The organism is Arthrobacter sp. NyZ413 (assembly GCF_049390645.1).
Taxonomy (GTDB): domain Bacteria; phylum Actinomycetota; class Actinomycetes; order Actinomycetales; family Micrococcaceae; genus Arthrobacter.
This window is the reverse complement of sequence record NZ_CP155434.1, coordinates 1,486,039-1,499,042: the sequence shown is the minus strand read 5'-3', so window position 1 is coordinate 1,499,042 and position 13,004 is coordinate 1,486,039. Positions and strand designations below refer to the sequence as shown.

At 64.8% G+C, this 13,004-nt stretch carries 14 protein-coding genes; 9 read left to right on the top strand and 5 right to left on the bottom strand.

Going from position 1 to position 13,004, the window contains the following annotated elements; genetic code table 11:
• Positions 1-69 precede the first annotated feature (69 nt).
• Positions 70-726 carry a TetR/AcrR family transcriptional regulator gene (locus ABCW42_RS07050; RefSeq protein ID WP_133202865.1) on the top strand — a complete coding sequence of 219 codons (657 nt, stop codon included), beginning with the start codon at positions 70-72 and terminating at the stop codon, positions 724-726.
• 8 nt (positions 727-734) lie between these two features.
• Here the strand turns inward: ABCW42_RS07050 and ABCW42_RS07045 are convergent, their stop codons facing one another.
• Genes ABCW42_RS07045 through pdhA form a run of 3 tightly spaced genes read right to left on the bottom strand, consistent with a single transcriptional unit; the run spans position 735 to position 4,287 of the window.
• Positions 735-2,114: a dihydrolipoamide acetyltransferase family protein gene (locus ABCW42_RS07045; protein ID WP_423184171.1), complete on the bottom strand. Its 1,380-nt coding sequence runs from the start codon at positions 2,112-2,114 to the stop codon at positions 735-737.
• A complete protein-coding gene (locus ABCW42_RS07040; RefSeq protein WP_423184170.1) occupies positions 2,111-3,121 on the bottom strand; it encodes an alpha-ketoacid dehydrogenase subunit beta in 1,011 nt (336 codons plus the stop codon). The genes ABCW42_RS07045 and ABCW42_RS07040 overlap by 4 nt, the downstream gene beginning before the upstream one ends.
• A complete protein-coding gene (gene pdhA / locus ABCW42_RS07035) occupies positions 3,121-4,287 on the bottom strand; it encodes a pyruvate dehydrogenase (acetyl-transferring) E1 component subunit alpha (RefSeq protein WP_423184169.1) in 1,167 nt (388 codons plus the stop codon). The genes ABCW42_RS07040 and pdhA overlap by 1 nt, the downstream gene beginning before the upstream one ends.
• 195 nt (positions 4,288-4,482) lie before the next feature.
• Here pdhA and ABCW42_RS07030 point away from each other — a divergent pair, with 195 nt between their 5' ends.
• From ABCW42_RS07030 to ABCW42_RS07015, 4 genes are all read left to right on the top strand, one after another.
• Positions 4,483-4,968, top strand: coding sequence for an Lrp/AsnC family transcriptional regulator (locus ABCW42_RS07030; RefSeq protein WP_133202861.1), 486 nt, complete (start codon positions 4,483-4,485; stop codon positions 4,966-4,968).
• A gap of 147 nt (positions 4,969-5,115) precedes the next feature.
• On the top strand, positions 5,116-5,784 hold the full coding sequence (locus ABCW42_RS07025) for a hypothetical protein (RefSeq protein WP_423184168.1): 669 nt from the start codon (positions 5,116-5,118) through the stop codon (positions 5,782-5,784).
• Positions 5,785-5,906: 122 nt separating this feature from the next.
• The gene (locus ABCW42_RS07020; protein ID WP_133202860.1) at positions 5,907-6,320 is read left to right on the top strand and encodes a DUF4383 domain-containing protein; all 414 of its coding nucleotides are present in this window, start codon (positions 5,907-5,909) and stop codon (positions 6,318-6,320) included.
• Between the two features lie 60 nt (positions 6,321-6,380).
• Positions 6,381-6,980 carry a hypothetical protein gene (locus ABCW42_RS07015; protein ID WP_423184167.1) on the top strand — a complete coding sequence of 200 codons (600 nt, stop codon included), beginning with the start codon at positions 6,381-6,383 and terminating at the stop codon, positions 6,978-6,980.
• 95 nt (positions 6,981-7,075) lie between these two features.
• On the opposite strand, the gene ABCW42_RS07010 is transcribed toward ABCW42_RS07015, so the two are convergent.
• Both ABCW42_RS07010 and ABCW42_RS07005 read right to left on the bottom strand, forming a co-directional pair.
• A complete protein-coding gene (locus tag ABCW42_RS07010) occupies positions 7,076-8,692 on the bottom strand; it encodes a solute symporter family protein (RefSeq protein ID WP_423184166.1) in 1,617 nt (538 codons plus the stop codon).
• Positions 8,689-9,063 carry a DUF485 domain-containing protein gene (locus ABCW42_RS07005; RefSeq protein WP_423184165.1) on the bottom strand — a complete coding sequence of 125 codons (375 nt, stop codon included), beginning with the start codon at positions 9,061-9,063 and terminating at the stop codon, positions 8,689-8,691. Before ABCW42_RS07005 ends, ABCW42_RS07010 begins: the two co-directional genes overlap by 4 nt.
• Positions 9,064-9,267: 204 nt before the next feature.
• Between ABCW42_RS07005 and ABCW42_RS07000 the strand changes: the two genes are divergently transcribed.
• From ABCW42_RS07000 to ABCW42_RS06985, 4 genes are read left to right on the top strand one after another with little or no spacing between them, the layout of a single operon-like run.
• Entirely contained in the window at positions 9,268-10,434 is a 1,167-nt protein-coding gene (locus tag ABCW42_RS07000; RefSeq protein ID WP_423184164.1) for a sensor histidine kinase, read from the top strand.
• Positions 10,435-10,449: 15 nt separating this feature from the next.
• Entirely contained in the window at positions 10,450-11,169 is a 720-nt protein-coding gene (locus ABCW42_RS06995) for a LytR/AlgR family response regulator transcription factor (protein ID WP_423184163.1), read from the top strand.
• Positions 11,166-11,528, top strand: coding sequence for a hypothetical protein (locus ABCW42_RS06990; protein WP_423184162.1), 363 nt, complete (start codon positions 11,166-11,168; stop codon positions 11,526-11,528). The genes ABCW42_RS06995 and ABCW42_RS06990 overlap by 4 nt, the downstream gene beginning before the upstream one ends.
• Entirely contained in the window at positions 11,525-13,000 is a 1,476-nt protein-coding gene (locus tag ABCW42_RS06985) for a cation acetate symporter (RefSeq protein ID WP_423184161.1), read from the top strand. Before ABCW42_RS06990 ends, ABCW42_RS06985 begins: the two co-directional genes overlap by 4 nt.
• Positions 13,001-13,004: the final 4 nt, after the last annotated feature.

Below are 13,004 nucleotides of genomic sequence, written 5' to 3'. Positions count from 1 at the left end.
ACCTTGGCGCATCCCCGGCGGCGCCCCGGCCTTGAGCTCACAGCGGATCGCGTGCAACAAGGAGGAATCGTGGTCACGTTCCAGCGGAGCCCAAAGGACACCCCCGCCAAGGATGGCACCAAGCAGGACAATCACGTCCAGACCCAGCGCAGCCAGGCCAAGGAGACACGGCGAAAGGCACTTCTGGCTGCCGCCGCCGGCCTCTTCGCGGCCGATGGCTTCAACCGCGTCTCGCTGGAGGACCTGGGCGCCGCCGCGGGAGTCAGTGGGCCTGCGGTTTACCGGCATTTTCCCGGGAAACAGGCGGTGCTCGCCGAGCTCCTGCTGAGCGTGAGCCGCAACCTGCTCGACGGCGGACGCGGCGTGGTGTCCGATGCGCCGGAAGCAGAAGCGGCCCTTCGCGGGTTGGTGGAGTTCCACGTCGACTTCGCCCTGAGCAACCCCGACGTCATCCGCGTCCAGGACCGGGATTTCAGCAACCTTGGCGAGGCCGACCAGGCCGAAGTCCGCGCCCTCCAGCGAAATTATGTCGAGCTCTGGGTCGAGGTGCTCGGCGACGTGCATCCCCACACGGATCCAAGCGAACTGCGGGTGCGGGCACACGCCGCTTTCGGCCTCATCAACTCGACTCCCCATTCCGTGCGGCACCATGGGCGCCGCATGGCAGCCAAGAGCGCCCGGCCCATCCTTGAGCGCATGGCCTTGGCTGCGCTGATGGTGGAGTAGCCAAGGGGCTAGACCATCGTTATGACCATCGCGGGGTCAGCCAGGATAGCCCCCAGTTCGGCCAAGAACTTCGAACCCTGCTCGCCGTCCACGAGCCTGTGGTCGAAGGACAGGCTGAGCGACATCACTTGCCGCACGGCGAGTTCGTCGTTGTGTACCCAAGGGGCCTTACGAACGGCACCGAGGGCAATGATCGCGGCTTCCCCGGGATTCAGGATGGGGGTGCCGGCGTCGATACCGAAGACTCCGATGTTCGTGATGGAGATTGTCCCGCCCGACAGGTCCGACGGCGAGGTCTTTCCGGATCGGGCCGTATCCGTGAGCTCGGACAGGGCGGCCGACAACTCCAGGAGCGTCATGCCGTCCGCGTCCTTGATGTTTGGAACGGTCAGCCCTCGTGGCGTTGCCGCGGCGATTCCCAGGTTGACGTAGTTGAACTGCACTATCTCCTGCGATGCCTCGTCCCAACGGGAGTTGAGGGTCGGGTTCCGGCGCAGCGCAATCAACACCGCCTTGGCCGCGATGGTCAACGGCGTCAGTTTGTAGCCCGCGAATGCCTTGCTCGACTTGAGCCGTTCCAAAAGCTCCATGGTTGGCGTGACGTCGACGGTCAGGAATTCGGTCACGTGCGGTGCCGTGAAGGCGCTTTGCACCATGGCCGCGGCAGTGAACTTCCGGACACCCTTGATCGGCGTCCGGGTCTCACGCCCACCGGGAACCGCGGCAGCCCGCGCCTCCGTTTGCTCGTGCGATCCGGCGGCGAAGCCCTGGACGTCGGATCGGGTGATAAGCCCTGCCGGTCCGGTGCCCTTGACCAACTGGAGATCGATCCCAAGGTCCCTCGCCAGCTTTCGGACCGGCGGGGTGGAGCGCGGACGCTCCGGTTCCTGGATGGTTTGCGGCGCGGGCTGCTGGACTGGTTGCCGCACGGGTGCCTGGACAGCCTCCCGCTCAGCGACCGGGTCGAAGGTGCGGTGGCGTCGCACCGGGTGCCCGGATTCTTCGACGACGGCGCCATAGCCCACGAGGTTGGCCTCCCGTTTGGCCGGGGTCGCCTGGGGAACAGCCGCGGCGGCGCCGTTCGAGGTGGAAACTTCCGAACCGGAACCGGCGCCGGTTGAACCGGCAGCACCGACGTCGTCGACCTCGAACGAGACGATCGGCTTGCCGACCTCCACTACGGCACCAGCCTCTTCATGGAGGGCCGCGACCGTTCCGGCGAAGGGCGAAGGCAACTCAACCACAGCCTTGGCCGTTTCGACTTCCGCGATCACCTGGTTGAGGGCCACGGTGTCCCCCACGGCTACTTTCCAACTGAGGATTTCCGACTCGGTCAGCCCCTCGCCGAGGTCCGGCAGCCTGAATTCCTTGATCATCGTGGCCGTCATCCTTCCAGCCCGCTCAACGAGTTGCGGCGGCCCAGCGAGCGGTCCACGCCGTCCAGGATCCTGTCGAGGTCCGGTAAATGGTGCATTTCAAGCTTTGAGTACGGGTACGGGATGTCGAACCCGGTGATCCGGACCGGGGCGGATTCAAGGTAGTTGAAGCAACGCTCGGTGATGCTGGCTGCGATTTCGGCGCCGAGCCCTCCGGATTGGGCTGCTTCGTGGGTGATCACCAGGCGGCCGGTCTTGCGGACGGACGCTTCCACCACAGGGAAGTCGATCGGCGCGAGCGAACGGAGGTCGATCACTTCCACCGAAATGCCCTCGTCGGAGGCCGCCAGGGCGGCATCGCTTGCCGTTTTCACGAGTGGACCGTAGGTGACCAGCGTGACATCGCTGCCCTGGGTGACCACCCGGGCCTTCTCCATGGACAATGCGGTGGACAGGTCCGCGGCCTCATCGACATCGCCCTTGTCGTGGTAGCGGCGCTTGGGTTCGAAATACAGCACGGGATCGTCCGAAGCGATGGCCTGCTGGATCATCGTATAGGCATCCTGGGGGTTGGAAACGCTGATGACGCGCAGCCCCGAAGTGTGGGTGAAGTACGCTTCCGGTGACTCCGAGTGGTGCTCGGGAGAACCGATGCCGCCGCCGAACGGCACGCGAATGGTGATGGGCATCTTCACGCGCCCTTGAGTGCGGTAGTGCATCTTGGCCACTTGGCTGACAATCTGGTCGAACGCCGGGTAGATGAACCCGTCGAACTGGATTTCGCATACGGGACGGTAGCCACGGTATGCGAGCCCGACGGCGGTCCCGAGGATGCCCGATTCGGCCAGCGGGGTGTCTACCACGCGGTGCTTGCCGAAGTCCTTCTGCAGTCCGTCGGTCACACGGAAGACACCACCGAGCGTGCCGATGTCCTCACCCATGAGGACTACCTTGGGATCGCTGTCGAGGGCTTTGCGCAGGCCGGCGTTGATGGCGCGGGCGAAGGTCAGCTTGCTCATCAGAGTGCACCTTCCTGGGTTGATCCACTGAAGCTTTCGAGGTAGCGGGAGTAATGGTCCTTCTGCCGTTCGATCCACGAGTTGGGCGTGCTGTAGACGTGGTTGAAAAGGTCCAGGGGCGCGGGGTCGGGCATATTGACGCAGCCTGAGCGCAGCTTGTTGGCGACCTCGTCCGCTTTCGCCCGCACCCTCGCTTCAGCCTCGTCCGTCAGGAGGCCCTTCGTCAGGAGCAACGTCTTGAGCCTTGCGATCGGGTCTTTCGCGCGCCAATCCTCGAGTTCGTTGGCATCGCGGTACCGAGTGGGGTCGTCCGCCGTCGTATGCGGTCCCATACGGTAGGTCACCGCTTCGATGAAGGTGGGACCACCGCCTTTGCGCGCCCGGTCAAGGGCGATGCGGGTGACTGCCATGACGGCCAGGACATCGTTCCCGTCCACGCGGATACTGGGGATGCCGAAGCCCAAGGCGCGGTCGGCGATCTGGATGTGGGACTGCAGCCGGACCGGCTCGGAGATAGCCCAATGGTTGTTTTGGCAGATGAAGACCACCGGCGCCTGGAAACTGGCCGCGAACACCATGGCCTCGTTGACATCGCCTTCGCTCGTGGCGCCGTCACCGAAATAGGCGACCGCCGCCGAGTCCGCTCCGTCGTTCTGGATACCCATGGCATATCCGGTGGCATGCAGCGTTTGCGATCCGATCATGATCTGTTGGGTGGCGATGTTGTAGCGGTACGGATCCCAACCGAATGACGCATTGCCGCGCCAGGCCCGCACCATGTCCAGCGGGTCCACGCCACGGCAATAGGCCACGCCGTTATCGCGGTAGCTGGGGAAGACGAAGTCATCGTCGCGGAGGGCCCGGGCCGAGCCGATCTGGGATGCTTCCTGGCCGAGGAGCGGCGGCCACAAGGCCAGCTCTCCCTGGCGCTGCAGTGCCGTACTCTCGGCGTCGATGCGCCGGATGACCGTCATGTCCTCATACAGCGAGCACAACTGCTCGTCGGTGACGTCGCTGACCCAAAGATCGAACTCCGGGTGGCTGATGCGTTCCCCGTTGGCGGAGATCAATTGGACCAGGTTCCCGCCGGTCCGACGCGGATTTTCTGCACTGATTCCGGTTGTCGAAGCCTCGTAGGCGTCCTTGCCGGCCTTGTCCGTCAACACCGTTGATCGCACCTTTCAGCTCGTGCTCACAGGCTTGCGGAAGGACTTGTGGTCCACTCGCGTGCCAGCATCCCGGCGTCGTCGCCCGGATTAATTGTGACCCTACTCACAATGCTCATTGGGTACAACCACCGCCGGAAATTCTGCGCATAATGCCCTATTTCAGTGACCTGCACCGTGCTACCGTTGCGCATTATGCAAGCTTTGGATGGCACTGATACCCGGCTGCTGTCGGCCATGGCCAAGGACCCCCGCGGCACCGTGGTGGCCCTCGCCCAGAAGCTGGGATTGTCCCGTAATACCGTGCAGGCCCGGCTGGCCCAATTGGAGAAGAAACACGCATTCCTCTCGTTCGAACGACGCATCAATCCCGCGGCTCTCGGCTATCCGCTCATGGCCTTCATTTCGATCCACGTCCAGCAGCAAAAGCTCGCACAACTGACCGTGGAACTCGCGGAAATCCCGGAAATCCTCGAGGGATACGGGCTGACAGGATCAGCCGACCTCCTCTTGCGGGTGGTAGCGCTCGACGCCGAGGACCTGTTCCGCATCAACGGCAAGATCCTGGCGTGCGACGGCGTGGAACGCACGGATACCGCCATGTCCATGGGCGAACTGATCCCCTTCCGGGTGCAGCCCCTCTTGAACCGCACCAGCCAGAAAGCGCCCCGCGCCACGTAAGTTCCACCGGGTCACCCGGTAAAGCCGGGCCCGGCCCTTGCCCTGAGCAACTTTGTACGATTTGATGCAGGTGGACGCCATGGGGGCCGGGAGGCGGCTTCCGTCCGGTTGGCGGCACACGCCTGGCCGCCGGGAAGGGGAATTGCCATGAGCACCCCGCACGTGCCGCCGCAGCCGAACCATGACCCCGACGCCGGCCAACCGGCGTCGGGCGCTGGTCCGCACCAGCACAGCCCGGCCCAACCCTACGGCCCGCCAACCCAGTTCCCGCCGTCGGGACAATATGGCGCGCCCGGCCAGTACCCATCGGCGCAATACGGCTCCGGACAGTACCCGCCAGCCCACTACGGACAATATCCGGGCCCGTACGGCCCTCCGCCGCCGCGGCCCAGGAACCGCAGGCTTCTCTGGATCGTCCTGGGAGTCGCGGGCGCCTTCCTTGTCTTGGTCATAGTGGGTGCCGTCGTGCTGTTCAACGTGGTGGGAAGCGCCACGAACAAGGCGCGGGCTGCCTCCGATGATTTCACGCGCCTGATCGTGAACGGCCAGAGCGGGCAAGCATACGACCAATACATGCACCCGGACCTGGCCCAAAACCTGACGAAAGACGAATTCGAGAGCGGTGTTGCGGGCCTGGGCTTGGACAGCACGTGCAAGCCGCACTACGACTCAGTGAACGTCAGTACGGTCAACGGGACCAACACCGCAGAGGTCATCGGCACCTTGCAATGCCAAGGCAAGACCATCGATCTCCAGTACAACTTTGAAGGCAACGACCCCAAGATGGATGCCATCCGCCTCCGGCCCGAAGGCTGACGCAAAAAAGTTTCCCAAGTCCACCCATCCGCCTGGCCGAGTGCTCCGAACCGCTGGTTGAGAGCCCCGCCCGGGGCTCGACCAAAGGCCGGAGACTCCGGCCATACCGGAAGGTTTGGACCATGCGCACTTCACCCAACCGCCTGATCGCCACCATCTTTGGAGCCGTCTTCCTGCTCGTGGGTGTCCTTGGATTCTTTGTCACCTCGGGGATCGGATTCTTCGCGACCGACGGTGCCAACCTGATCATCTTTGCGGTCAACCCCTTGCACAACATCATTCACCTGGCGGTCGGCGCGGCACTGCTCTACGCCGGCCTGAACAACGCAACCCTCTCCAAAGCCGTCAATTCAACCGTCGGCGCCGTCTACCTCCTGGTAGGTATCCTTGGGCTGTTCCTCGTTGGTTCCGCACTGAATATCATTGCCCTTAACGGAGCAGACAATGTGCTGCACCTCGCGAGCGCTGTTGTACTGCTGGGCGTGGGACTCTCGCAGGACAAGGTCCCGGCCGGCCACGCCAGGGCCCACGCCTAGGACCACCCGGGGAACCGCGGTTCAGGGACCGCAAAGCAACGGATCCGGAAGGAGCCGACCGTGACAGCGCAATCAGCGCGAACAGTACAAACACCGTCGTCCGTAGGGCCGACAGCAGGGGCATCCGTCACCTTGTTTTCTTGCTTCGCGGGAATGGGTGCCGGCCTCGTGGAGCTTTCCATCGCGTCAAGCTACATTCTGCCCCGCGGACCCCTCATGTTGCCGGGTTTCGTTGTGGCGGTGTGGGGCTTGGCGTTGCTCTCGGTCTCGGTGGCAAGCTTGCAGCGCGGCCGGCTCAGGTTCCGTCGGTTGACCGCCAAAGCGCTGGCAGTGGCAGTGGTGTTCCACGTTGCCGCGCTCACCGTGGGTATTTCCCAACAAGTGCTCGACGGCGGCCACCTGGCTGCTCTTTTCCTGGTCCTCATGACGTTGGGATCGTCCGCATGGATTGCCCGGAGGTACCCGGACGGTGAGGAAACCAGCGCCCGGCCGGGCGCAAGAATGGCGGTTCCCCCACACCCCGGATTGCTGGTAGCGGCGGCTTTCGCGGCCGCCGTCGTGGTCGCCGCGATTACGACGCCGGGGCTCGCGGCTTCCGTCGCCGGCCAGCACGCCGTCCCGCACCAGGAGCATTCATTGCCCACCGGGCACCATCACTGAACCTGCCTGCAGTATCCAGAACAAGGACAGCGTCCGTCCCGCCGCGTTGAATAGCGGCGGGACGGACGCTGTTTTTGGCGGGACCAACAGGGACCCTAGTGGTTCAGTGCCTTCTCGGCTCCGATACCGGTCAGCGAACGAACCTCCATTTCCGCTTGCTTGGCCGCGTCCTCACGCCGCTTGTCCAACACGGTTCCAAGCCAACCGAGCAGGAACGCGAGCGGAATAGACACGATGCCGGGATTGCTCAGCGGGAAAACCGCGAAATTCGCGCCTGGGATCATGGACGTCTTCGCACCGGAAACCACTGGCGAGAGGGCGATCAGGATGATTGCGGCGGCAAGCCCTCCGTACATGCTCCAGATGGCCCCTTGGGTGGTGAACTTTTTCCAGAACAGGGAGTAGATGATGGTCGGCAGGTTGGCTGACGCCGCTACCGCGAAGGCAAGGGCGACGAGGAAGGCGACATTCTGGCCGTTGGCGAAGATGCCGCCAAGGATGGCCAGGATGCCGATGACCACGACTGTCCTCCGGGCCACTTTGACCTCGGCCCCGGGATCGGCCTTGCCCTTGGAGATGACGTTCGCATAGATGTCGTGCGCGAACGACGCTGCCGCCGTGATGGTGAGGCCCGCGACCACGGCAAGGATTGTTGCGAACGCGACGGCGGAGATGAAGCCCAGGAGCAACGGCCCGCCCAGGTGGAACGCGAGGAGCGGAGCGGCGGAATTGACTCCGCCGGGGGCCGACTTGATGGTGTCGGCCCCGACCAGCGCGGCGGCACCATACCCGAGGACCAGCGTGAACAAGTAGAACAAGCCGATCAACCAGATGGACCAGACCACGGACTTGCGGGCTTCCTTCGCGGTAGGCACGGTGTAGAAACGCATCAAGACGTGCGGCAGGGCAGCCGTACCGAGGACAAGGGCCAGGCCGAGGGACAGGAAGTCCAGCTTGGAGGTCCCTGTTTTGCCGTATTGCAGGCCCGGGTTCAGGACATTGGGATTCTTTGCGGCGTCCGCCGCGGAACCGAGGAGGTTCGAGAGGTTGAAGCCGTAGATGGAGAGGACCCACAGGGTCATGACGGCCGCACCGCAGATGAGGAGGACAGCCTTGATGATCTGGACCCAGGTGGTCCCCTTCATTCCGCCGATCAGCACGTACATGATCATGAGGGCGCCGACGACGACAATCACCAGCGCTTGGCCTCCCCAATCGCTGATGCCCAGGAGCAAGGAGATCAGGCTTCCCGCACCGGCCATTTGGGCCAGCAGGTAGAAGAAACAGACGGCGAGGGTGGAAAGGGCGGCGGCGATGCGCACGGGGCGCTGCCGGAGGCGGAAGGACAGCACGTCCGCCATGGTGAACTTCCCTGTGTTCCGCAACAGCTCCGCCACGAGGAGCAGCGCCACGAGCCACGCGACGAGGAAGCCGATGGAGTACAGGAACCCGTCGTAGCCATTGACGGCGATCGCTCCGGTGATCCCGAGGAAGGAAGCTGCCGAGAGGTAGTCGCCGGCAATGGCTGTTCCGTTTTGGGAGCCGGTGAAGGAGCGGCCCGCCGCGTAGTAGTCGGCGGCGGTTTTGTTGTTTCGGCTGGCCCGGAACACGATGACCATGGTGACCAGGACGAACACGGCGAAAATGCCCATGTTCAGCATCGTGGTGTCCTTGAGCGCGGAGACCTCGACCATGGGGACCATCGTTTTCATTGCGCGAGTCCCTTCACGGCGGCGTCCTTGTCGAATTCATGGCCTTCGATGCCGTGCCGGATCTCTTCGGCAACGGGGTCGAGCTTGCGGTTGGAGTAGCTGACGTACCAAGTGGTGATCCCGAACGTCGTCACGAATTGCAGCAGGCCCAGGACCAGGCCGACGTTGATGTTCCCCCACAGCTTGGTGGACATGAAGCCCACCGCGTAGTCGGCCAGGAGGACATAGGCGAAGTACCACAGCAGGAACGCGATGGCCATGGGGAAGACGAAACTGCGGTGGCGCTTGCGGAGCTCGTGAAACTGCGGGCTTTGCTGGACTTCCTGGAAATCGACGGACGCTGTGTCCGGTGTTGGGGCTTCGTTACCCATGGTTTCCTCCTGGTGGTGAACGTCCACATCAGCCGCACGCTCCGGCCCAGTGTGACTGACATCACTATCGACCGGGCGGGCCCGGCACTTCCAGACCTACGGCACCGGGCGTCGCCCAGCGGACATGTTGTTGCGCCGAACGGCACACTCCGAAAGGCACTGCTCCCCTGCGGCTGCCTTACGCGGATTCGCTACTCTTGCTCCATGCCGGATTCCCCGCTCGTCACCGCGGCCGCCATTGCGGTCATCGTCCTCGCCGTGGCCGTCGTCGTCGGGGTGGGGCTCAAAGTGATCCGCTCCTTCCGGGAGTTGGGCACCGATGCCGAGCGGGCCACGTACCAGACCCTCCACGCGGCGTCGCGCGCTGGACAGCATTTGCGGACCGGATTGCACGCGGCGGGAGCCGCGAAGGCGAGCAGGCAACTGCGCTCCATGCTCCGATGCGACGCCCTGGCAATCACCGACGCCGAATCGGTCTTGGCATGGGACGGCGCCGCCGAGGAACTCAAGCCGTCGCTCATGGACCTCGCCGCGGGAGTCCTCAACGACGGGCGGACCGCGGTGGTTTCCGCATCCCGCGAACTCAGTGCCGTCGTCGCGCCGATCCGGGCCGGCAACCGGGTGGTGGGCGCCGTTGCGGCCTTCGCTCCCCAAGCCGGAGCCGGGCTGGTCCGCGCGACCAGCGAGCTCGCGGACTGGGTGGCAGTTCAGGTGGAACTCGCCGAACTCGATGCTTCGCGCACCCTCCTCATCGAAGCCGAGGTCAGGGCTCTCCGGGCGCAGATCAGTCCCCATTTCATCTACAACTCCCTCAACGCGATCGCTTCCTTCATCAATACCGATCCCGAGAGGGCCCGCGAGCTGGTGGTGGAGTTTGCCGACTTCACGCGGTACTCATTCCGGCGCCATGGCGATTTCACCACCTTGGCCGAGGAACTTCGCAGCATTGACCGCTACCTGCTGCTGGAGAAGGCCCGTTTCGGCGAGCGGCTGCAGCTAAGCCTCAGGATCGCGCCCGAAGTCCTGAGCACCGTGATTCCCTTCCTCAGCTTGCAGCCTCTCGTGGAAAACGCCGTGCGCCACGGGCTGGAAGCGAAGGATGGCCCCGGCCACATCACCATTTGCGCCAACGACTCCGGCGCCTTCGCGGAGGTCACCATCGAAGACGACGGCGTGGGCATCGATCCGGAGCACTTGCGGGCCGTCCTGGCCGGGTATTCGGACGCCGACCATGTTGGCTTGCGGAACGTCGATGCCAGGCTCCGGCAGGTCTATGGCGACGACCACGGCCTGGTCATCGAAACAGCACAGGGCGAAGGCATGCTTATCACGATGCGCGTGCCCAAGTCCCAACCGCGCCATGACGCCTGAAGCTAATCTATAAACATGATCAACGTACTCGTCGCCGACGACGAGCTCCCCGCCGTTGAAGAGCTCGCCTTCCTGCTGGGGCGTGACGAGCGCATCGGCACGATCCACCGCGCCGTCTCGGGAGCCGAAGCGCTCAGGACCCTCGACGCCGAATCCGTGGATGCGGTTTTCCTCGACATCCACATGCCTGTCGTCTCGGGCTTGGACATCGCCCGCGCCATTTCGCACAGTACCCGGCCGCCCGCCGTCGTCTTCGTCACCGCCGACGAAGACTGCGCGCTGGAAGCCTTCGAACTGGCCGCCGTCGACTACCTCCTCAAGCCCGTGCGGACCGAACGGCTGACGCGGTCCGTCAGCCGCATCTGCGAGCTGATGAAGGACAGAAGCAAGGTTCCGGAGATGATCACGGTGGACCAGGGCGGAACCACGCGGATGATTCGTCGGGACGACGTCAGCTACGTCCAGGCCCAAGGAGACTACGCACGCCTCCACACCGCGGAAGCCAGCTACTTGATCCGGGTCCCGCTCAGCGACCTCGAACAGCAGTGGGCCGACGCCGGATTCATCAGGATCCACCGCTCCTACCTGATGTCCCTCAACCACGTCGGGCACATGAAACTCGCCGCGGCTCGGCCAAGCGTCACGGTTGCCGGGGCCGAACTGCCCATCAGCCGCAGGCACCTGCCCTACGTGCGCGACAAGCTCCAGGCCACCCGGATCCGGCCGCAAGGATGACCCGCGTCCGGGTCACCGCACCCCAATCCGCTGCCAGGCCCGCGCCGAAGAGGCCCTACACATCGCGTGAAGCCGCCGAAGACTCGGATGTCGGCCAAGTATTCGTCCGGTCACTGATCCGTTCGCAACTTCGTCTCGCCGTTGTTGTGGCGTCGGGATTCCTGCTGGTGATCGCCGCTTATGGCCTGATGGTGGCGCTTGTCCCCGACTTGGCGCAAATGCGGATTCTTGGTGTCCCGGTGAACTGGATCATCCTCGGCGCTGCGCTGTACCCGGTGATCGGACTCAGCGCGTGGCTGTACAACCGCGCCGCGGCGCGGAACGAAGCCCGCTACCGCGACCTCGTGGAGGACAGGTGAATCCGGCGGTCGGCCTCACTGCCTTCCTGGCTGTGGTGCTTGCGACGGCGGCCATCGGCTTCTACGGACTTCGCATTTCCCGTACTACGAGCGACTTCTATGTAGCGTCCCGCACTGTCCGGCCCTGGTGGAATGCCTCGGCGATCGGCGGCGAATACCTTTCCGCCGCAAGCTTCCTGGGCGTTGCCGGGCTCATCCTGCTGACCGGAACGGACGCGCTGTGGTTCCCGGTGGGCTACACCGCCGGCTATCTGATGCTCCTGCTGTTCGTGGCCGCTCCGCTGCGCCGCTCGGGCGCCTACACCATCCCGGACTTCACCGAGGCCCGGCTCGAGTCCAAAGCCGTCCGCCGCGTCACGAGCCTCGTGGTGGTAGCTGTCGGGTGGCTCTATATCGTGCCGCAACTTCACGGGGCCGGTCTCGCCATCCGCATCAGCACAGGCCTGCCGTCCTGGGTCGGCTCCACTGCCGTCGTCGTGGTGGTGTGCCTGACCGTTGTGGCCGGCGGAATGCGCTCCATTACCTTCGTCCAGGCGTTCCAATACTGGCTCAAGCTCACGGCCCTTGCGGTTCCGGTGGTGTTCCTGCTCCTGCACCAAGCGGACGCCGGAACGCTCGCCGTTGCGGAGGCCGCCAGCAATCCCACGGGCCTTCCGTCAGCCGGGCTGTACCAAACCGTCTCGCTCCTCGTGGCGCTCCTCTTCGGCACGCTCGGACTCCCCCACGTCCTGGTCCGGTTCTACACCAACCCGGACGGCCAGTCGGCACGGCGAACTACGCTGATCGTCCTGGGACTGCTGTCCGTCTTCTACCTCTTCCCGACGGCGACCGGCTTGCTGGGGCGCGTCTTCGCCCCGGAGCTGGCACGCAACGGCCAGCCCGATGCGCTGGTGCTCCTGCTCCCCGGGAAGCTGCTCGGCGGGATCCCCGGCGACCTGCTCTCCGCGTTGGTGGTTGCGGGAGCGTTCGCCGCGTTCCTCTCTACGACGTCCGGCCTGGTGGTGTCGCTCGCAGGCGTCATCAGCCAGGACCTCTTGGGCGGCAGCGTCCGCGGGTTCCGTGCAGCCGCCCTCGTGGCCGCCGTCGTACCCTTGGCGTTCGCATTCACCACCGATTCGACGGCGCTGGCCGGCAGCGTGGGATTGGTCTTCGCGTTCACCGCGTCCACGATCTGCCCCGTCCTGCTCCTGGGCATCTGGTGGCGCGGACTGAGCGATGCCGGGGCCATCGCCGGGATGGTGACGGGGGCCGTCCTGTGCGGCGGTGCGCTGGGCGCGGGCACGATCATGGGTTCAACCCTCGCCCCAGCGTGGCTTGCCCAACCCGCGGCCTGGACCGTTCCAGCGGCGTTCGGCGTCATGGTGTTGGTCTCGCGGGCCACCAAACACCGGGTTCCGCGGAGCGTCACCCGCCTCATGACCAGGCTGCACGTGCCTGAACGGCCCGTGGCCACCGGGCGCCAAGTGCGCTGACTTA